This window comes from Paenibacillus sp. FSL H7-0940, assembly GCF_037979415.1.
Lineage (GTDB): Bacteria > Bacillota > Bacilli > Paenibacillales > Paenibacillaceae > Paenibacillus > Paenibacillus amylolyticus.
This window is the reverse complement of record NZ_CP150280.1, coordinates 3215437-3237814: the sequence shown is the minus strand read 5'-3', so window position 1 is coordinate 3237814 and position 22378 is coordinate 3215437. Positions and strand designations below refer to the sequence as shown.

General features: G+C 46.2%; 15 protein-coding genes. 12 read left to right on the top strand and 3 right to left on the bottom strand.

Going from position 1 to position 22378, the window contains the following annotated elements:
- Positions 1–207: 207 nt before the first annotated feature.
- From MHB71_RS14145 to coaD, 11 genes are all read left to right on the top strand, one after another.
- On the top strand, positions 208–3246 hold the full coding sequence (locus MHB71_RS14145) for a X2-like carbohydrate binding domain-containing protein (protein ID WP_340030176.1): 3039 nt from the start codon (positions 208–210) through the stop codon (positions 3244–3246).
- 270 nt (positions 3247–3516) lie between these two features.
- Positions 3517–5064: a response regulator transcription factor gene (locus tag MHB71_RS14140; protein WP_340029951.1), complete on the top strand. Its 1548-nt coding sequence runs from the start codon at positions 3517–3519 to the stop codon at positions 5062–5064.
- Positions 5065–5082: 18 nt separating this feature from the next.
- Positions 5083–6852, top strand: a complete 1770-nt coding sequence (locus tag MHB71_RS14135) for a sensor histidine kinase (RefSeq protein ID WP_036670305.1) — start codon at positions 5083–5085, stop codon at positions 6850–6852.
- A 352-nt stretch (positions 6853–7204) separates the two neighbouring features.
- Positions 7205–8488, top strand: coding sequence for an extracellular solute-binding protein (locus tag MHB71_RS14130; protein WP_235193818.1), 1284 nt, complete (start codon positions 7205–7207; stop codon positions 8486–8488).
- A gap of 141 nt (positions 8489–8629) precedes the next feature.
- Positions 8630–9520, top strand: a complete 891-nt coding sequence (locus tag MHB71_RS14125) for a sugar ABC transporter permease (protein ID WP_036610887.1) — start codon at positions 8630–8632, stop codon at positions 9518–9520.
- A complete protein-coding gene (locus MHB71_RS14120; RefSeq protein WP_036609483.1) occupies positions 9513–10343 on the top strand; it encodes a carbohydrate ABC transporter permease in 831 nt (276 codons plus the stop codon). The genes MHB71_RS14125 and MHB71_RS14120 overlap by 8 nt, the downstream gene beginning before the upstream one ends.
- A gap of 162 nt (positions 10344–10505) precedes the next feature.
- Positions 10506–13553: a glycoside hydrolase family 2 TIM barrel-domain containing protein gene (locus tag MHB71_RS14115; protein WP_340029949.1), complete on the top strand. Its 3048-nt coding sequence runs from the start codon at positions 10506–10508 to the stop codon at positions 13551–13553.
- A gap of 171 nt (positions 13554–13724) precedes the next feature.
- On the top strand, positions 13725–14030 hold the full coding sequence (locus MHB71_RS14110) for a hypothetical protein (RefSeq protein WP_017689244.1): 306 nt from the start codon (positions 13725–13727) through the stop codon (positions 14028–14030).
- Between the two features lie 456 nt (positions 14031–14486).
- Entirely contained in the window at positions 14487–14921 is a 435-nt protein-coding gene (locus MHB71_RS14105) for a hypothetical protein (protein WP_340029948.1), read from the top strand.
- A 302-nt stretch (positions 14922–15223) separates the two neighbouring features.
- Positions 15224–15832 (top strand): 16S rRNA (guanine(966)-N(2))-methyltransferase RsmD, encoded by a 609-nt coding sequence (rsmD, locus tag MHB71_RS14100; RefSeq protein ID WP_036609474.1) that lies wholly within the window; start codon positions 15224–15226, stop codon positions 15830–15832.
- Position 15833: 1 nt separating this feature from the next.
- The gene (gene coaD / locus MHB71_RS14095; RefSeq protein ID WP_085981453.1) at positions 15834–16340 is read left to right on the top strand and encodes a pantetheine-phosphate adenylyltransferase; all 507 of its coding nucleotides are present in this window, start codon (positions 15834–15836) and stop codon (positions 16338–16340) included.
- Here coaD and MHB71_RS14090 read toward each other — a convergent pair.
- Positions 16318–17646, bottom strand: a complete 1329-nt coding sequence (locus tag MHB71_RS14090) for a nucleoside recognition domain-containing protein (RefSeq protein WP_340029946.1) — start codon at positions 17644–17646, stop codon at positions 16318–16320. The genes coaD and MHB71_RS14090 overlap by 23 nt on opposite strands.
- A gap of 250 nt (positions 17647–17896) precedes the next feature.
- Between MHB71_RS14090 and MHB71_RS14085 the strand changes: the two genes are divergently transcribed.
- Entirely contained in the window at positions 17897–18937 is a 1041-nt protein-coding gene (locus MHB71_RS14085) for a SepM family pheromone-processing serine protease (protein ID WP_076318510.1), read from the top strand.
- Between the two features lie 351 nt (positions 18938–19288).
- Here MHB71_RS14085 and MHB71_RS14080 read toward each other — a convergent pair whose 3' ends face one another.
- Positions 19289–20521 (bottom strand): nucleotidyltransferase, encoded by a 1233-nt coding sequence (locus MHB71_RS14080; RefSeq protein ID WP_340029945.1) that lies wholly within the window; start codon positions 20519–20521, stop codon positions 19289–19291.
- Between the two features lie 219 nt (positions 20522–20740).
- On the bottom strand, positions 20741–21976 hold the full coding sequence (gene hmpA, locus MHB71_RS14075) for an NO-inducible flavohemoprotein (RefSeq protein WP_340029943.1): 1236 nt from the start codon (positions 21974–21976) through the stop codon (positions 20741–20743).
- Between the last annotated feature and the right edge of the window lie 402 nt (positions 21977–22378).

The following is a 22378-nucleotide window of genomic DNA, read 5'->3' as shown; positions in this document are numbered from 1 at the left end:
CCAGATAACCGCGAATCAAGAATGATTATGTAAGCGCTTAATAATATGACTGGAAGGGGGTGAGGCTTCTTGTATCAAGGGATGCATTGATTCGTCTGGCACGCCATCATCAGCACGATGAGACAGCGGGGATAGACCGAAATGCAGTAACGAAGTAGAAGAGGAGGATAAGTTAATATGAGAACGTTTATGGGGAAATTGCGAATGATGAGCCTGACGGTTGCTGTAGTAACCGCCTCGCTGGGAGGACTTGCTGGAACAACAGCGGCGGCACCAAGTGAAGCCTATGAGTGGAAAAATGTGGTGACTGGTGCAGGTGGCGGGTTTGTGCCGGGCATTATTTTCAACGAGTCGGAAAAGGATCTGATCTATGCCCGTACAGATATCGGGGGAGCCTATCGCTGGAATGCGGCTGACGAGAGGTGGATACCCTTAACGGATTTTGTCGGCTGGGATGACTGGAACAAGAATGGTGTGGACGCACTGGCTACGGACCCGGTTGATCCCGATCGGGTGTATATGGCAGTTGGGACGTATACGAATTCGTGGGACCAAAATAATGGCTCCATCTTGCGCTCTACGGACCGGGGAGATACATGGCAGACCACAACACTTCCGTTCAAAGTGGGCGGCAACATGCCGGGACGTTCAATGGGAGAACGCCTGACCGTGGACCCAAATGATAACAGTATTCTGTATTTCGGTGCACGAAGTGGTCATGGGTTATGGAAAAGTACCGATTACGGTGTGACTTGGAACGAAGTCACAAGCTTCCCGAATCCGGGAAATTATGTGCAAGATCCTTCGAATGAATATACCAGTGACATCGTAGGTCTGGCATGGATTACATTTGACAAAACAACAGGTTCGGCAGGGCAAGCAACCCAGACAATCTATGTGGGTGTTGCGGATAAAGATCAAAGCGTATATCGCAGCACAAATGGCGGCCTGACCTGGTCAGCTGTTGCTGGTCAACCTACAGGTTATATCCCGCATCATGGTGTGTTTGATCCAGACGGAAGCCTCTATATTACGTACAGCGATGGTGTTGGACCCTATGATGGGGCAAAAGGTGACGTGTGGAAACTGAATACATCGACAGGTGTCTGGAACAATATCAGCCCTGTTCCAAGCAGCAGCACGGATAATTATTTTGGATATGGCGGATTGGCTGTTGATGCACAGAATCCCGGTACATTGATGGTTGCGACATTAAATTCCTGGTGGCCGGATGCCACCTTGTTCCGGAGTACAGATGGCGGAGCGACGTGGACACGCATATGGGAATTTGAAGGATATCCGAATCGGAAGTTACGTTATACACAGGATATTTCGGCAGCGCCATGGCTCACATTTGGCACCAATCCTGCCCCACCTGAAACAACCCCAAAACTGGGCTGGATGATCGGTGATCTGGAGATTGATCCGTTTGATTCGGATCGCATGATGTATGGAACGGGTGCTACGATCTATGGAACGAAGAACCTGACAGACTGGGATGATGATGAAAAAATCAATATTTCAGTGATGGCCAAGGGGGTTGAGGAGATTGCCGTGCTGGATCTGGTCAGCCCGCCAAGTGGTGCACATTTGATAAGCGGATTGGGAGATGTCTCCGGATTCCGTCATAACAATCTGGACCAGGCTCCAGCTACCATATTTACGAGCCCGAACTATCCTTCCACAGAAAGTCTGGATTTTGCAGAGTTAAGTCCAAATACGATGGTTCGCGTAGGTAAAGCAGATTATGCTGCTGATCCCAATGCAAAATCCATTGGTTTGTCCAGTGACGGAGGTACTACGTGGTATAAGGCCAATGCAGAACCTGCCGGCACAACCGGAGGAGGGACCGTAGCCATCTCTGCGAATGGTAACCGACTCGTATGGAGCACATCAGATAAAGGCGTACATTATTCGACTGACGGCAATTCATGGACGGCAAGTACGGGCATACCTGCACAGGCAAAAGTGATTTCGGATCGTGTCAATCCAAACAAATTTTATGGATTTGCAGCGGGTAAAATCTATGTGAGTGTGAATGGTGGTGCTACTTTCACGGCAACATCTGCGACCGGACTTCCGATGGAAGGAAATGCCGATCTGGATGCCGTTCCAGGTGTTGAAGGTGAACTCTGGTTTGCAGGTGGTAGTGAGGAAGAAGGTCCTTACGGATTATGGCATTCTACGGATTCAGGCGCAACATTCACGAAGCTTGCCAATGTAGAGGAAGCAGACAGTATCGGATTTGGTAAAGCGGCCCCTGGGCAGAGCGTTGTTGCGTTATACACGGTTGCACAAATCGATGGAACACGTGGATTCTTCCGCTCCGATGACGGTGGTGCCAATTGGGTTCGTATCAATGATGATCAGCATCAGTATGCTCGTGTAACCACAATTACGGGTGATCCGCGTCTGTATGGAAGAGTATATCTCGGAACAAATGGCCGCGGAATTTTGTATGCTGACCGTGTTGGAGGTAACAATGGCGGAGGTACACCAGTGACTAACTCTGCGATTACACCGGTTACAGCCGAATTTGATCGCAAAGCAGGCAATCAGGTTAATATTCCAGTCACGTTAACACTTAACGGCAATACACTTGCATCCATTCGCAACGGGAATGCAACGCTGGTTTCAGGTACAGATTACACGTTGACAGGCAATGAGGTCGTATTAAGTGAAAACTACCTGGCTTCACTGCCAAATGGCGCAGCGGCGCTAACCTTTCAATTCAGCGCAGGCGCTCCTGCGACCTTGAATCTGCTCATTAAAGACACGACAGCTGCACCTGTTGGAACTATACGCATTGAGATGTTTAACAGCAACACTTCAGCGACGGGCAGCTCGATTAGTCCCAAATTCAAACTGACAAACACAGGTACTACAGCCTTGAATCTGTCTGATGTGAAAATCAGATATTATTACACGATAAACGGTGAACAGCCTCAGAACTTCTTCGCTGACTGGGCGACTGCTGGCAGTGCAAATGTAACAGGCACGTTCAGTGCACTCAATCCGGTACGGACAGGTGCTGACCACGTGCTTGAGATTGGATTCACAGCTTCTGCTGGAACTCTAAATGCAGGACAAAGCACGGAAATCCATACGCGCATCTCCAAGAACAATTGGACCAACTATACGCAAACGGATGATTATTCTTTTGCAGGTAGTCAGACTTCCTATACGGACTGGTCCAAAGTCACTGGTTATATCGCGGGAAATCTCCAATGGGGAATTGAACCATAAGTGAGTGATTAACGAAATAAAGGATTGAAATAAGGGTCCTGATTCGCCAGATGATCAAATGGCGAGTCGGGGCTTCTTATTTTGTCGAAATATAGTGTAAACTATAGATAGTTACCATTGCTTAAAGGATCGTTTTAGGATATAAAAAGATGTACAATTAATTTAGAATTAATGTAACCGCTAACACTGGAAAGTGTTTATAACCGATATATAATAGTTGGTATAGCCTGTACAGATATAGAGGAAAGATTAGACAAGGGGGTCGCGATCATGAACCGGTTGTGCAAGGTGCTGATTGTTGACGATGAGTTTCTGGTAAGACAGGGCATAAAGCACCATATGAACTGGGAAGCGGAAGGATTTATCATTGTGGGTGAAGCTTCCAACGGTGAAGAAGGATTACAGCAGGTGAACCTGTTAAAACCGGATATTGTGATCACCGACATTGTCATGCCTGTCATGGATGGCGAAACGTTTGTCCGTACACTAAAAGCCAGTAATCCGCAGATTGAAGTTATTGTACTTAGCAGCTTCAGTGAATTCGAGTATGTACGTTCAACGCTTCAGCACGGGGCAGCCGATTATATACTGAAACCCAAGCTGGATACAAATGAATTATTGCAAGTCCTTCAACGCACAGCGGGTAAAATTCCGGAGCTACAGTTCGAGCCGTCGCACGATGGCTGGAGACTTGGACAACTGATGGAGAAGATGCTGTCCGGATTTACACTGGATGAAGATAGCGAAATGCCGATCATTCGAGATACCTTTCCGTATGAATCCTTTCGCTTGCTTGTGTATAAACCCGTGGGTGCTGGAGGGAATCCACTAAAGATGGATCAGGAACAGATTGAATCCAAGCTCCGCAGTGATCTGCCTGAAGTAGAATGTGCAATGGTTCCCGCAGAGGGTACATTACCTGTGATGCTTCTTAATGTCGATCCTGTGAGAGATGAATGGATGCTTGAACGGATCAGACAGTTGGCCAGTGAAAATGCAGCAGGAGAAGACAGTCCTGGTTGGGTGCTTAGTGAAAGCTTTACTTCATTTGAACAGATGGGTGTTGTTTACCGGGAACGCCTGATTAAGCTGATTGAATATCGTTTCTATTATAAGGATCGACCAATCCTGGTGTATGGTGAACTGCCTCCAATGCATCCCGCAGGTTACCAGTTTAATGTGAATATGTTTTTGCAGCATGTGAAGCGTAACCGGGTCGAAGCGGCAAGGGAGTATTTACAGGATCATGCAAAAACACTTGGACGGGATTATATTGCCGACGTGTTTGAGATCAAATCATTTCTCGGTAACTTGATCTTCAACGTGACCATTACCCTCGCGGATATGGATGTTCAGTCTGCCGGGCTGGAAGAGAGCAAATATACGTATTTTAAAAATGTGGACGGCGCTTCGAGTCTGGACGAAGTCATGACTGTGCTTGACCAATTCATGACGGAAGTTCAGGAGTGTACCGTTGGTGCGGGTGGAAAACGAAGTGATCCCAACATGAAGATGCTGCTGGATTACATGCATGATCACTTTGATCAGCCGCTCGGGCTTGCTGAAGTAGCCAAGCACTTTCATTTTAATCCATCGTATTTATCCAGTTATTTCTCATCTCACAAAAAAGAAGGATTTAATGAATACTTAAATAAAATTCGGATTGAAAAAGCCGAGGAATTGCTCCGATCCGATGATGTAACGATCTCTGAGATTAGCAGTATGGTAGGCTATTCCGATCATAGTTACTTTTGCAAAGTATTCAAAAAATTCACCGGATTATCACCAAGCCGATACCGGCGCAAATTCTGGGCATAAAGTCAGAAGGATAAGATCATGAAGAAATGGATGAACCAATTATCTCGTCTCGGATTGTTTCCCAAGTTGTTTCTGGTTATGGTGGTCAGTATTGTCCTCGTTTCTGTACTCATCTTATGGACGACCATTCACATGTCAACCAATCTGTTTACTGAGACGTTCAGTATCACCAACTCCAAGGTGCTTAATCAGATCAAAACAAATTTTGAATCCTTTAATGAGGCCATTGCTGCCGTATCGAATAATGTGACGCAGAGTGGATCGATCCGAGGATTCCTGTCCGAAGGAGATGCCGATTCCCTCACGATGGCCAAATCCTTCTATAATATGAGGGAAACGATGGATCGAATTCAATCCATCACAGAATCCTACGAAGTTGGGATAACAATTATCGGGATTAATGGACGGAGCTATTCCACGAATCGTGCTCACCTTCAGTTGTCCGTGGATGAATTGAAGCAGGAGCCAATTACGATGGAAGCCGCTGAGACGCCGAGTCGTCTTATCTTTGATGTTTACCAAAACGAGGCAACGCTTGGGAGTCAGCAGATGATCTCTGCGACGAAAGCGTTGACGGACCGAACACGCAGCCGGATATACGGTACGCTCTATGTCACGATGAGAGAAGACATATTCCGGCAATTTTACAGCAGTTTTACAAGTCGTGGCAATGATGTGGTCATTATGAATGAAAAAGGTGAGATTGTATCATCGAATCGTGAAGACTGGATCGGAACAACTCAGCTGGATTTGCTATCGTATGCCCGGGATATGAACAACAACTCTCCGAGAAGTATTAATGCTCGTGTGATGGATCAGGATAGCGTTGTGTTATCCGAGTATTTACCGTTCTATCGGTTTTATATTGTCAATGTAGTGGATAAGGATCTGGCGATGGGTCAACTTATCGACATGAAGACGGTTGCCCTGATCTGTGCTGCTATCGTTGTGGGGGCACTCATCCTCGTGTTTCTCATCACCAGCCAGATTACCAAGTCACTGCGCAGACTTGTGAAGCAGATGTCCAACATTACGAAAAGTGATCTGGACAACTACATTCCGGTGAGCGGAAGCTACGAGAGCAGGCAGCTTGGTCATGCTTACAATTACATGCTTGATGAACTGCATGATTATGTGGATCAGTTAGTACAGACACAGCATGAACAACGTAACGCAGAGCTTGCGGCATTACAGAGTCAGATTAATCCTCACTTCTTGTATAATACACTTGCATCTGTCAAAGTTCTGGTGCAACAAGGCAACAAAGACAGGGCAGCGGAGACGATTAATGCATTAATTGGATTGTTGCAAAATACGATCAGTGATGTGAGTCAGACGGTTACCGTGGAACAAGAAGTCGAGAATTTGAAAAATTATGTCTTCATTAATCACGTCAGATATGGTGGCCGGATTAAAGCAGCTTTCTACGTGGCTCCGGATTGTACACACTATCATGTACCCAAACTGGTGATCCAGCCGTTTATCGAAAATGCATTTTTCCATGGATTCATCAAGAAAGAAACGGGTACGATTCATGTCATGGTTTCCAGAGCGGGAGAATCACTCATCTGTGAGATTATGGACAATGGGGATGGAATTGAAGGACTTGTCATGGGAGAAACGTTGCCCAATCCAAAGAACAATCGTCAACTATTCAGCGGTATCGGTATTCGCAATGTACATGACCGTATTGAGTTATTATATGGTTCACCTTATGGGGTCACCATTATGAGTACGGTTGGGGAAGGAACGAGAGTCACCGTTACACTACCTTTAATCACGAGTTGAATCGAAACCCGATTCCATTAAATACACTTAAAATCGAGATCCCTCGCTTCTGTTATATACAGAGTCGGGGGATTTTCACGTGTCAGAGGTAAAGCGGGTGAAATCATTTTTGTACTATTCCAAGATCAAGAAATTACAAAATCAAAAGAAATTACAAAAAACCAAATTTAATGCAAACGGTTTCTGTAAAGGTTTTCATTATGGCAATAAGATGACAAATCCGTACAAAATTATTACTAACGAATGGAGATATGGGAATGATAAGATGAATACATCGAAAGCAACCGCTTTCAGAAAACGCAAACAAATTACACACAAAGAGGTCGAAGGGGAGTTGAATGTTTTGAAAAAAATGTGGGTATTGATGCTCGTTACAGTACTGCTGTTGTCCGCATGTTCATCCGGTGGCGGAGGTAAATCCGCTAGTGGTGGTGACGAAAAAACAAACGAAATCACGGTCTGGGCTTGGGACAAAGCTTTTAACGTAGCTGCAATGGAAACAGCAAAAGAAGCATATCAAAAAGCAAATCCTGATGTGAAAATTAACATCATTGAATACGCTCAAGCTGATATCATTCAGAAACTGAACACAGGTCTTAACTCCGGAACTGCGAGTGGTCTTCCAAACGTAGTTCTGATTGAAGACTATCGTTCACAAAGCTTCCTGAATGCATATCCTGATGCGTTCAAAGATCTGTCTTCCAGTATCACGGCTTCCGATTTTGCAGATTACAAACTCGGACCAACAGCGTTTGATGGCAAACAATACGGAGTACCATTTGACTCCGGCGTTGCTGGTTTGTACTACAGAACAGATCTGCTGGAGCAAGCTGGCTACAAAGCAGCTGACCTGCAAGACATCACTTGGGATGACTACATCCAAATTGGTAAAGACGTAAAAGCTAAAACAGGTAAAGAGCTTCTTTCTCTTGACCCGAATGACCTTGGTTTGATTCGTATGATGATTCAAACTGCAGGTAAATGGTATTCCGCAGAAGATGGTAAAACACCTGACATTGCTAATAATGCTGCTCTGAAAGAAGCGTTTATTACTTACAAAGCAATGATGGATGCCAACATTGTTAAATTGCACTCTGACTGGAGTCAATTCGTTGCCAACGCCAATAACGGTAGCGTAGCAACAATTCCTACAGGTAACTGGTTCTCACCATCTGTACGTCAAGAAGCTTCCCAATCCGGTAAATGGGCTGTAGCTCCAATACCGAAAATGGCTGGTCAAGCAAACTCTGTTCACGCATCCAACTTGGGTGGTAGCTCTTGGTATGTTATGAACAACGTTCCTGGCGCAGATCAAGCAGCTGATTTTGTAGCAAAAACATTTGGTTCTGACAAACAATTGTATCAAGATCTGTTGAACAACATCGGCGCAATTGGTACGTACAAACCAGCAGTTGATGGTGACGCGTATGCCAAAGCAGACGAGTACTTCGGCGGACAAAAAATCTTCACAGACTTTGCAAATTGGACGAAAGAAATTCCAAGCGTAAACTATGGTATCAACACATATGCCATTGAAGATATTCTGGTTGTAGAAATGCAAGCATTCCTGAACGGTAAATCAATCGATGACGTTCTGGCTGATGCACAAAAACAAGCTGAAGCACAATTAAACTAAGATACCCAAGGTAACTTATAGAACCCTAGGAAACATCGGAGCCGTCTCCCACGTCCGGCGCAAGTCGAACCGGATATGGCGAGAGGCTCCGTGGGTTCTACCCATGTTCCATGGAGAGAGAGGAGCCATACTGTGAAAGCCATGAATACAGGAGACAGTCTCCAAAAGAAAAATAATTTGACTGGATGGGCTTTTGTTTTGCTGGCTGTTGTCGGGATTGTTGCATTTTACTTCTACCCGATGATTCAAGCGCTGCTCTTATCGTTCAAGTCTGGTGTAGGAGCCAATCTTGAATTTTCGGGCCTTTCTAACTACAAAAGATTGTTAGTTGATACAACGTTCCGTACAGCATTATCGAATACATTTATCTACTTGATTATTCAAGTGCCTGTAATGATTATCCTTGGTTTGTTTATTTCCGTATTGCTGAATGACAGCACACTACGTTTCCGGAGTTTCTTCCGTACAGCGATTTTCTTGCCTTGTGTAACTTCATTGGTAGCGTACTCTGTTGTATTCAAATATCTGTTCGCACCAGATGGAATGGTGAATCAATTCCTGATGGGCTTGCACATTATTGGCGATCCAATTCAATGGATCACAGACCCGTTCTGGGCTAAAATTACGATCATAATCGCCGTTACTTGGCGTTGGACCGGATATAACATGATTTTCTATCTGTCATCCCTGCAAAACATCGATCAATCGATCTATGAAGCTGCAAGAATTGACGGAGCGAATGCTTTTACACAATTCTTCAAAATCACTGTACCTTTGCTTAAACCGATTATCCTTTTCACGTCCATCACATCAACGATTGGTACATTGCAAATCTTCGATGAGATCATGAATATTACCAAAGGTGGTCCAGGTAATGCGACCATGTCGATTTCACAATACATCTACAACCTTTCGTTCAAATATTCACCGGACTTCGGTTATGCAGCAACAGTGTCGTATTCCATCGTAATCTTGATTATTGTATTGTCCATCATCCAGTTTAAAGTGGCAGGTGATAATAAAAATGGCTAAAGCTAAAGCAAAACGGATTTTCACGTATGTGTTCCTATCCATCGTCGCCTTTGTATCCATTTTCCCTTTCTTCTGGATGCTGGTCAGTTCAACAAATGCATCTGTCGATGTAACGAAAGGCAGATTGTTACCGGGTTCAGCTTTCATTGATAACTTCAACAAACTGATTGATTCGACAAATCTGGTACAGGCTCTCGGAAACTCGGCGATTATCTCTGTAGTCTCCACTCTCTTGGCACTGTTTATTGGTTCCATGGCAGGTTATGGTTTCGAGGTATATCGCACGAAGTCTCGTGACATTGTGTTTAATATCCTGTTGTTATCCATGATGATCCCGTTTGCAGCGATCATGGTACCACTGTATCGTATGTTCGCAACAATCTCGGGAGTTGCACCGGTTATCGGAATCAACACGATGGCAGCAGTGATCCTGCCAACCATCGCAACAGCGTTCCTGATCTTTTTCTTCCGTCAGAACACCAAAATGTTCCCGAAAGATTTGCTGGAAGCTGGACGTATTGATGGTTTGAGTGAACTCGGCATCTTCTTGAAGATCTATATGCCAACCATGAAAACAACATATGCAGCGGCAGCAATCATTACATTCATGAGTAGCTGGAACAACTATCTGTGGCCACTCATTGTATTGCAAACACCTGACCAACAAACGATTCCACTGTTGATCTCAAATCTGGGTGCTGGTTATTCTCCGGATTACGGAGTAATCATGACAGCAATCGTGATTGCAACATTGCCAACAGCAATTGTGTTCTTCATTATGCAAAAACACTTTGTGGCAGGTATGGTAGGTTCCGTGAAGTAATGAAAACAGCATAATCCGTGTAAATGACGGGTTCAGGAAAGAAGAGAGGACGCCAGTTATGGCGTACCTCTGTCTTTTTTGTTTGTTTATGTAAAGCAAAAGGAAATCCAGCGTAAACCTTGAATAAGTCAAACTATAACGTTTTAAAGGGAGAGAGAGCCGATGAAAGCAACAAAGGCAGATATCAACTGGTTGGGGGACGTAAGTGTATTTGAGGTAAACCGTCTTCATGCCTATTCCGATCACCGTTATTACCAAACAATGGATGAAGCTGTAGTTTCAGGCGAGATGTCCATGCGTTATGATCTGAATGGTACGTGGAAATTCAACTATGCGATTCGTCCAGACAGCCGTTCTGAGTTTTTCTATACATCCGATTTTTCCAGTGAAGGCTGGGATGATATTGAAGTTCCGGGGCATATCCAACTTCAAGGATACGGACAGATTCAATATGTAAATACACAATATCCTTGGGATGGCCTGAACGACATTCGTCCGCCGGCATTACCACAGGATAAAAATCCGGTTGGAAGTTACATTCGCACATTCCACCTGCCGACAGGTTGGGAGTCGAATCCGGTATATATTTCTTTCCAAGGTGTAGAGTCTGCATTCTATGTATGGCTTAACGGACAATTCGTAGGATACGGGGAAGACAGCTTCACGCCATCTGATTTTGACCTGACGCCATTCCTTCAGGATGGAGAGAACAAACTCGCAGTTGAGGTGTATCAACGCAGCACAGGCAGCTGGCTGGAAGACCAGGATTTCTGGCGTTTCTCCGGCATTTTCAGAGATGTGTATCTGTATACGGTCCCAACTGCACACGTACGTGATGTTCATGTTCGCACAGATCTGGACAAGTCCTATACCAACGGTACGTTGCAAGTGGATCTGAAGCTGGAAGGAAAAGCGGTTGCAGGAGCACGTGTAGAGGCTGAACTTCGTGATCGTGAAGGCAATACCGTTAAAACGTTTGAGTCCAAAGTTAACGATGGGCAAGTAAGTCTTCGTGAAGACATTGGTACAGTGAACCTGTGGAGCGCAGAGATTCCATACTTGTACCGTCTCTATATTCGTGTATATGATGCTGCGGGTACACTGGTTGAGGTTGTTCCTCAAGCCGTTGGTTTCCGTACATTTGAAATGATCGATAAAGTGATGCACATCAACGGTAAACGTATCGTATTCAAAGGTGTGAATCGTCATGAGTTCAACCCGCGTCGTGGACGTGCAGTTACGAAGGAAGATATGCTGTGGGATGTTCGTACGATCAAACAGAATAATATGAATGCTGTACGTACGTCACACTATCCAAACCAAAGTCTGTGGTATGAGCTGTGTGATGAATATGGATTGTATGTTATTGACGAGATGAACCTGGAGACACACGGATCTTGGCAGAAACTTGGTGCTGTTGAGCCTTCATGGGTTATTCCAGGTGACAAACCGGAATGGCATGATATCGTTATGGACCGCGCTGTATCCATGGTGGAGCGTGACAAAAACCATCCGTCCATTCTGATCTGGTCTTGTGGTAATGAATCACACGGTGGTGAAGTCATCTACAAAGTATCCCAATACTTCAAATCAGCTGATCCAACACGTCTGGTACATTACGAAGGTGTATTCCATGATCGCCGTTTCGATGAAACAAGTGATATGGAGACTCGCATGTATGCCAAACCGGCGGACATCGAGGAATTCCTGAATGCAAACCCGACGAAACCTTATATTAGCTGTGAGTACATGCATGCCATGGGTAACTCTATTGGCGGTATGCACAAATATACGGAGTTGGAAGACAAATATCCGATGTATCAAGGTGGATTCATCTGGGATTACATCGACCAATCCATTTATAAAAAAGATCGTTACGGCAAAGAATTCCTCGCTTATGGCGGAGATTTTGGTGATCGTCCATCAGACTATTCGTTCTGTGGTAACGGGATCGTCCATGCTGACCGTAAAGTAACTGCGAAAATGCAGGAGGTTAAATTCCTTTACCAGAACATCAAGCTGTTCCCGGATCGTGAAGGTGTTAAAATTGTGAACGGTAATCTGTTCGCAGATACATCTGCGCTAGAACTGGTATACAGCCTGGAGCGCGAGGGACATGAAGTGCTGCGTGGAACATTGGAAGTCAACGTGGATGCCCAAAGCGAGACGGTAGTGAAACTTCCGCTTGGTGCAGAAGCCCTGGCTGGCGGTGAGTACGCTGTGAACACTGCATTTGTGTTAAAAGAAGCTACAATGTGGGCTGACAAAGGCGAAGAAGTGGCATTTGGACAGTTTATTTTCACACAGGATCAGGTCAATGATGCAGTTGAAGTCGACTTGAATCTTGTAAGTGATGTACAAGTTATCGAAGGTGACGTTAACATCGGTGTTCGTGCCGGCAAGACACATGCGCTGTTCTCCAAACAGTTTGGGACACTGGTTTCCCTGAAATTGTCCGGTCGTGAGACGATTGCTGTACCACCTGCACCGCTCTTCTGGCGTGCAATGACGGATAATGACAAAGGTATGGCGATGGGCTTCGAACTGGGTGCCTGGTATGCAGCGAGCCTGATGCCACGTTCTGTAGAGTGGAAAGCGGAACAGAAACCGGATCAATACCGGATCGAGTTCACGTACAAGCTCAACATTTCGGAGGATGTACAAGTTAAAGTGGTATATACCGTTCATGCAGATGGAAGCGTGCGTGTGCATAATACGTACAAAGGTACAGCCGGATTGCCAAACCTGCCAATTCATGCATTGTCCTTCAGAACATCACCTGACTTCGAAAACGTGGAATGGCTTGCGATGGGACCCGAAGAAAATTATGCAGACCGCGCATTTGGCGCACGTCTGGGTATCCATGGCAGCAAGGTAGCTGATACTATGGCTCCATATCTGGTACCACAGGAATCAGGCAACCGTACGGGCGTACGTTGGGCCAAATTGACAGACAACGCGGGACGTGGCTTCAAAATTGAAGCATCCGGAACTCCGGTTGAGCTGAATGTTTCACCATATACGGCATTTGAGCTGGAGAATGCACAACATGCGTACGAATTGCCTCCTGTACACTATACGGTCGTGACTGTAGCGGGTAAACAAATGGGTGTTGGTGGTGATGACAGCTGGGGTGCTCCAGTTCATCCGGAATACCTGATCCCTTCGGACGGCGAACTGACATTTGAATTTGTCATTCGTGCACTGTAAGTAAAAGGATCATACAGAATAAAAGAATGTATTCTATAAAGAACAGAGGTCTTCGCTATCGGAGGCCTCTGTTTTGTTATGTCAACGAACAGCTTGAGAGGCTTGGTATGAAACCGTTCTCTCTCCAACCTCGTAATGTACGAGACAGGAAACATAAGAGGGGGGTTCAAGATGAGTAAAAAAGCAAAGACAGGTATATGGGTGACGGTGTTGGTCTTCTTGGGCATCATAGTTGGATGTTTCATATGGTATTTCAATACCGCTTCAGGTGAACGTGCACTCAAAACAATGAGGTCCAATAACTCGGGTGGCCTGGAGAGGGTTGTTAAAGTGTACAGCAATAACGGTGAATTGATTCAGACCTATGATGGCAAGATTGACGTGGAAGATACGGAATACGGCAATAAAGTATTATTTGATCTCAATGGGAAACGTGTTGTGATCTATAATGCAACGATTGTTGTTGAAGAGAAGTAAAGCAAAATTAAGGAAATGATATAAGGGTCGGGTGAGATTTTTATGGTGGATATGTACCTCATAATCCTAGTTGCTATCTTGGGAATGATCCTGTTCTATAGCTTGATCGCTTATTTCTTGATTCGTTTCATTTCGAAAAAAGCTTTCAAGCTGACGTTAACCAAATATGAAATGATGGAGATTATGACTTGGCTCGCCGTGTTGTTTATTACCTTCATGATGATTAAGAATGGTTCAATAAATCTTCTCTTACCGGTTGTTGCACTCATCATTCCATTGATCAATTTACGACTTTCCAATCGAAAACATCGAGAGCTGAACTCGTAAGGTCTTGCTACGTTGGGGTAAGGCACAAGAAGGATGAACATAGGAAAGGTTGACGGAGATTACATCACTAGTCAACCTTTTCTAGTTGTATGATTATGAATGGTGAAAATGAACGGGAGGATTTCAATAATGATCTTCGGAAAATCAACGGATACTTCAGGTGTAACGCAAGTTGCCAATCTTTCGGATGAGTTGCAGTCTGTTTTTGATCAAGCAGAAAGCAAATATCAAATAGTCGATATTGAACTCTTCTTTGTTTTCAGGTGTCTTCCTGAGGAATACGAGAGAAGGTCCACGGTCAGGCATGTGAAGAAGGAGAATGTCATCTATTTTGATCTGGTGGTCAGCGAGGATCGTTATAAGGCATTAAGCAAAAGCAAACAACGGTATGCGTTAAGCCATGAGTTTTATGCTTTTTTAAGTGAAAAGATCCAGAAATACAAGATTGAACATTTAAAAGTGAATGAGTTTATTGCAGATATGGGCATGTGGCTGAGGGAGATTGGATGGTTGCAGACCGAAGAGGAAGCCGAAATAAGTGAATTTGAAGAAAAGTATAACTAGCAAAATAAATTAAAACATAAGCAACAAAAAGAAGCCCTCTTTCGAGAGCTTCTTTTTCATGGGAGAGGAGAAACCGGACGAAGAGCTTATGGGGAAACGTAAGTCTTCTCCGCGGTTGTCTACGACACTTGTGATGTCGATAATTATAGAATCGCCCGATTGTTTCCTTTTTATACATATGCGTCAACAATTCGTCAACAATTTTCCAAGGGAAATGAAGACCGCACATTTTTCAAACCGAACCCGAATGTGGTACGATAGTCGTATCAATAAACTTACATAGAGAAAAGGTGACTCGTCAAGTGAGAGTGGTATCTGGGAGTGCAAAAGGCAGGCCGCTGAAGGCTGTTCCTGGCACGGGTACGCGGCCAACCACCGACAAGGTGAAGGAAGCGTTATTTAGCATGGTTGGTCCTTATTTTGAGGGCGGCACAGCATTGGATCTGTTTGCAGGCAGTGGAGGTCTCGGTATTGAGGCGCTGAGCCGCGGCATGGACAAGGCTGTTTTTGTTGATTTGGAATCGAAAAGTATTGAAGTCATCCGCATGAATCTGAAGGCAACCAAGCTGGAAGACCAGGCGGCCGTATATCGTAATGATGCAGGTCGAGCATTGAAGGCACTCGCCAAGCGAGGCACAACGTTTGATCTGGTGTTTCTCGACCCGCCATATCGCATGAAGAACGGGCACGAGTTAATGCTGACCATGCACGAACTGGAACTTTTGGAACCCGAAGCAACCATCGTGCTTGAATATGAATCCAAACATGATTACCCTGAGCAATTCGGCCCGTTTGAACAAACGCGCAAGGCTTTGTATGGGGAGACGGCAGTATCCATCTATTATTATGCGCCTGAAGCAGTTGAAGATGGAGAATCCATTACACCGGAAGAGGAGGCTCCTCATGACTGAAATGATACATCGACAGGAACGGATCGCCGTATATCCTGGAAGTTTTGATCCCGTAACGATGGGGCATCTGGATATTATCGCCAGAGCGTCGAAGCAATTTGATCGCGTCATTGTGGCTGTGTTGAACAATATGAGCAAAAATCCGCTGTTTACGGTGGAGGAACGCAAGGAACTGATTACGGAAGTAACCCGCCATCTACCGAATGTCGAAGTGGACAGTTTCCGCGATCTGACAGCCAATTACGTCCGGCAAAAGGAAGCTCAGGTCATCGTTCGTGGTATACGCTCGGTAACTGATTTTGAATACGAGTTGCAATTGGCGTCGACCAATAGCAAGTTGAACCCGGATGCGGAAACCATATTTATGATGACAAATCCGAAGTATTCCTATTTAAGTTCCAGCATCGTCAAAGAAATCGCTCATTATCATGGAGATGTTACAGATCTTGTCTCACCTGAAGTGGAAGCTGCGCTCCGTCAGAAAATCAGCGAGAAAACCGGCGGTTAAACCAGAAGGTAAGACCTGATAGACTAACCATGACTGCAAGAAGTAACGCAAGTCCCATGCATGCAGCAGGGAAGATGCTCCAAATGGTGTTGATCGTGTATGTGTTACCTGGACTATGTATGAGTAGCCAACCAAATGGTGTTGAGAGGTCTTGCTCTGCATTCGTCTGTAATGTGGTCCAGACTTCTGTGCTATAACGGCTGAACGGCATCCATAGGAATAGACTGATGAAAAAGGCGATTAATCCATGAGTCAGACGAACTCCGGCAAAGTACAACATCGATTTGCTGCCCGGACCAGTTGTTTTCAAGACAGCAGAGACTTGCAGATGGGAGCATAAACCACCCCATCCCAGAACGGCTGCAAGTAGAGACATGAGCAGCATGGGTGTTAATGAAGTCTGGCTCAAATGATAGGTGCCGAGGTGAAGCTCGAAGAAGGCTGGCCACAGCGCAGCAGAGGACCCGGGAGTCAGATAAAGGGAGACCAACCGGATAAACACGGCAAAACCGATCATGTATCCTCCAGTCATCATTAAGGTCTGCACAGCTTGGGATACGGTGTCACCTAACAGTTTGCCAAATCCCCTTCCATCACGACGATGGGCTTCCCTGGCTGCAATCATCATATCGGACCATATACTGCGTCGTTTGAACGTTGCGTGGTTCGGTGCAGATGAGCGACTTGTGGAACTTGCAGGCTGAGAATCAAGAGAGCTGTTATCTGCTTGTACTGCTGTCGAGCTAACTCTGTCTTTCTGGTTACCCGGTGCAGGCAGGAGACGTGTGGCAAGAATGGCAGCAATCCAACCGCTGATCCAGTGGACCACGAGTAGAAAATATCCGGCCGCTGGCTGGTGGAGAAAAGCAGCACCGACGACCAGTATGATCATCATTGGATTGGCAAAATGAGATGCCGCCGCAAGGACAACCGCCTGCTTGGCGGTAATTTGTCTATCCTGAAATAAACGGGATACCGCATCTGCTCCTGCGGGGAATCCGCCGCACATGCCAACGGCAATCGCCAGACCTGCGTTGCCTGGGAGTCTGAACCAGCGTTGCATTAACGGTCCAAGCAAGGCGCCGATCGCGTGGGTGAAGCCAAACGCAGTGAGCATTTGGGATAACATGAGGAACGGGAGCATGGCAGGGAAGATGATTTTCCACCATATATCCAGACCTTGAATAGAGGCATCAAACGCTTGTTTGGGGGACGCAACTACCGCAATGACCAACATTAAAGCGCCGGTACTTAGGATTATCGTTCGTAACGGGCCAGAATCTCTAACCTCGCTCTGTAATGTCATCGTTTCACCTCATATCAGATAACGCCGATTTGGCATCTGAATCGTTATGGACGGCCGAATGACGCCCGAAGGGCGGTTCGGCCTTGACCGGACAGGCTATTGTATACAGCGGCCTATCCGGCCTGTACCATTGTATGCACAAGGACCAGAGTGTTAGACTTGAAAAAATGATTAAACAAGATGGAATTACGATCGCTGATTAGTGTAGAGTTCAGCTTATATAGAGATACAAAGAACGGAGGCTCATGCGATGAATCGGATTCGGAAATCTGGCGGATTCAGAGCTTCGATCTTTGTGATCGTGGTGGCTCTGGTCGTCTATGTTGCCGTGTACATGCCAACGCCGTATATCATATATATGCCTGGCAGTGCAGATGAAGTAAAACCAATGGTAACAGTTAAGGGTGGAGACCAGGAAGAACACGGTGTGTTTATGATGACAACCGTGTCGGCAACATATGCCAATGTGTTTTTGCTAGGAACCTCTCTGTTCAATAAAAATGCTCAAGTGGATAAAAAGGAAGACCGACTGCGCGGCAAAAGCGAAGCGGAATACTCTGCCGAACAGGTGTGGTTCATGAGTGACTCACAATCCTCCGCAATGGAGGCTGCATATGAGCAGGCTGGTGTGACTTACTCTATTGTACCTGAACATATCTTTGTATTTGGACTGTCCGAAGATCCAAAACCGGAAGGAGACATTGCTCCGGGAGATATCATTCTGGGAGTGAACGGAACAGCTACGCCGGATAATACCGTGCTTTCTGCCGAGTTAAAAGATAAAAAGGTCGGAGATACGGTTGAAATGCAACTGGAACGTGGTGGAGAGACCATTAGCCGGGACGTGAAACTGATTCAGGTAAAAGACAGTAAAACGGGTGAAACCCGCCCGGGACTCGGAGTAATGATTGGTACGGTTCAGAAGGTGAAAGCTGAAGAGCCAGACAAACAGATCTCCTTCACCGATACTCAGGTTGGTGGTCCGTCTGCCGGCTTGATGTTTACGTTGGAGATCTATAACCAGTTAACACCTGGAGATCTGACCAAGGGGCATCGAATTGCGGGTACAGGTACCATTACCAAGGAGGGTGTGGTGGGTGCCATTGGTGGTGTAGTACACAAGATTGTAGCCGCTGATCGAAAAGAAGCGGAGATCTTCTTTGTACCGAAGGATAACTATAAAGAAGCAGCAGCCAAGGCTGAACAGATCGGCACCAAAATGAAACTTGTGCCTGTAAGCACGGTGGATGATGCGTTGGCTTATTTGAAATCCTTGTCCGTAAAATCATAGGATTTTAAACGGGCGGGAAGAGATCGAGCCAACGTTGAAGCGGATGGATAAAGAACGGATAAAATCGGAATAATTGATTACAGTGGAATGAAGTGTGATCAAGAGTTTTGAGAAGATCAACAGACTCACTAGACCCAAAGGGGTAGAGATACCCAAAAGATTTAAGAGAAAAAGAATTAAGAGAACAAGAGAAGTGAATAAGGAAATCCCCTTGTTGCGAGGTGCCCTGAGCGGCGCGCAGCAAGGGGATTTTTTAATTATATAGTTGAGTGTCGAATAGTGGATATCAATGATCTGTTTGATGATGGAATAAAAAGCTCTATAGAGATGAAGCTTATGGTCAAAAGCGGATTACAGTCTCACAGGCGACTCATAGTAGTCACTAAACATCTTGCGTGTGTCCTTATGCTCGCAAGCGAGCCCATACGCAACCTGAGCTTGTATATCCAGTTCCAGCTGATTGTGTGTGAACGTCGACGGTTTCAGTACAACAGGAAGCGATGCAGTCTTCTTCATTTGTTTAAGCAGGCTCTGCCCTTGAGCATTAAATCCGAGGACTCGGAGATATCCGGGTCCGGCAGCCAATTGCTCTGGTGAACACTCGGCTTTGGTGTGATTCAGGAGCAGGTGTGCGAGCATACGCTGGAGCTTGGTGCGTGTGTATCGTTTGGTCTTCATTGCATTCAGGAGTGCTTCGACTGAAGGCTCCGGGAGCTGAGCGAGTGCACGGCTCAGCCGGTGTTCCAGGCCTTCCGTGACTTCGGCGATGCGTTCCAGCTCGGAGGCACGGCGGGTGGCCGCAAGGTGCAACAGCGGCTGTGCAAAGCGCTCCCAGTGTATGGGAGCGCGCCCTTCCTGCCATTCGCGATGCAGAATGGCAAGAGTTGCCGCCGGCACGTATGGCGCGGCGGCGTTGGGTCCGTCCGCGATTAGCAGGCGGCGGACGGCTGTGGCACTGGCGATCGCCCCCGGCCCGGGCGTCGCCTCATGATACGCGGCACCGGTACGCGCCACCGTAAAGGGCTGGATCGCGCTGCCAAGTCTTTGCAGCGCGATCAGGTAGTGCAGCCCAAGCGAATTGTTGGGCTGCTCCAGCAGTGCAGCGGCGTCGTGAACATCGACGCCGCCGGGCGCCAGCGCTGCCGCCGCGCCTGCGTACGCGGCGGGGTAGCTGGCGCCTTCCCGCAGGCGGCGCGCGATGTCCTCGCGCATCCCTGCGGGCTCCACAGCCAGCACGCGCGCAATGCGCTGCAGGCTGTCCAGGTCGCCGGACTCGCTGCCAAAGCAGAGCGAGTCCACAACGCCGGTGCGGTGCAACAGCGATACCGCACCGAAGGCAAACCACTCGGCCGGTTGGACCGCGTACGCAACCGGCAGTTCAAGCACGAGATCCGCGCCTGCGTGCAGCGCCATCTCGGTGCGTGCCCTTTTACCCACGATGGCGGGTTCGCCACGCTGGAGAAAAGGGCCGCTCATAACTGCGACAACGGCGTCTGCTCCGCTTAGCCGCCGTGCTTCCTGCAAATGATAGACATGCCCATTGTGCAAGGGGTTATATTCAACAATAACGCCTACGGCTTTCATGATTAGACGTACTCCTTTCGATTGGATAACCGAGTATGTATAACATCCATTCCATCATAGGGGATGTCATGTATTAGATCAAATCATGCACCAATTCAGACAAGAAAAAGGCACAAATCCAACATCAGCAGATGTCAGACTGTGCCTGCAAATCTATTGTATATTACAGATTTTCGATAATCGGAGAACGGCTTCTTCAACTTAATAAATCAGCACGCTTTAGACACTTTCCGGCGTGGGAGATAGACTTGCTTTGGGCCCAAAAAATTCATAATGAATGTTGTCCGCGGCAACACCAAGCGCCTGAAGTTCCGTATACACTGCCCGCATGAACGAAACCGGTCCACACAGATAATACGTGGAATCCAGTTCATCGATCACTTGACGAAGCCAGATCGCATCTATATAACCTTCCTTATGAAAATACTCATTTTCACGATCAGCATCCTCAGGTTGAGTATAACAATAATAAGCTTTAACGCCCTGATTACGTTTGGCCAGACTGTCCACATAATCACGGAACGCGTGAGATTGACCATTGGGACTTGCGTGCAAAAATGTAATGGTTCGATTTTCATTCAAGTTAACCAGCGTATTTAACATACTGATCATGGGCGTTAAGCCAACACCACCACTCAGGAGAACAACAGGCTGCTTATCGTCTGCAATCAGCGTGAAGTCCCCAGCAGGAGCAGATAGCTCCACCAGACTACCTTCTTCAATGTGATCGTGGAGATACGTTGAGATAACTCCGTCAGGACGCTCTAATACACCTCGCTCACGCTTAACGGAAATGCGATAGTGGGGTTTACCCGGGGTATCTGAAAGGCTATACTGACGAATCTGGGTAAATGACTGTGCCTCTGGTTTGATTTTGATACTGATGTATTGTCCCGGTTCATAACTAGCAATGGGCTGGCCATCGTCTGGAACGAGGTAAAAGGACGTGATGATTTCACTTTCCTGCACTTTCTTGGCAACCTTGAAGGTACGGAACCCTTCCCAGCCACCCGTTTGGTTTTCCGCTTCCGTATACATATCCTGTTCAATCCCGATAAAGGCGTCTGCAATGACATTATAGGCTTCGCCCCACGCCGTGATAATTTCATCCGTTGCCGCGTCTCCAAGTACATCTTTGATGGCTTGAAGCAGATAGGTGCCAACAATCACATATTGCTCGGGAACGATACCCAGGCTGCGATGTTTATGTGCAACTTGCCGGACGGCAGGCAGGATGGAGGACAGATTATCGATATGCAGGGCAGCGGTGTATACCATATTGGCGAGGGCGGCTTGCTGTCGTCCCTGTTTCTGATTTGCGTGATTGAAAATATTCAGTAGTTCCGGATGAGCTGTGAACATCGTTTCATAGAAATGGCGTGTGATCGCTTCGCCGTGGACTTCAAGTACGGGTACTGTAGATTTAATGACTCTAATGGTGTGCTCGCTTAACATACATTTTCCCTCCCGATATAATATGAAATAGTTGGATAATAAATCGGTCATGGAGCTGATCATGCTTCGGTTTATAGCAAGTATAGATAGGGAGCAAGCGGGTCTGTGTGACATAGATCACACTAAACGTTAACGAAATGTGACCGCTATTTGCAAGGAACTACAATTAAAATGACGACTTGTAGTTTATCTTAAAGTGAGTCTATAATAGACCAGATGGAGTAAACGGTTCTGGGCCATTGGTTTTAAAATAGGGTGTAAAGTTAAAAGTGTTGACAAACGTCTTGAAAAATCGGTATAATGATTTTTGTTTGTTAAGTCAATTTCATAATACTTTTAACGAAGATTCGTCAGAATACATACAGTCAGGATTTATTGCTTTACAAAAGCAGGCTTGACCTG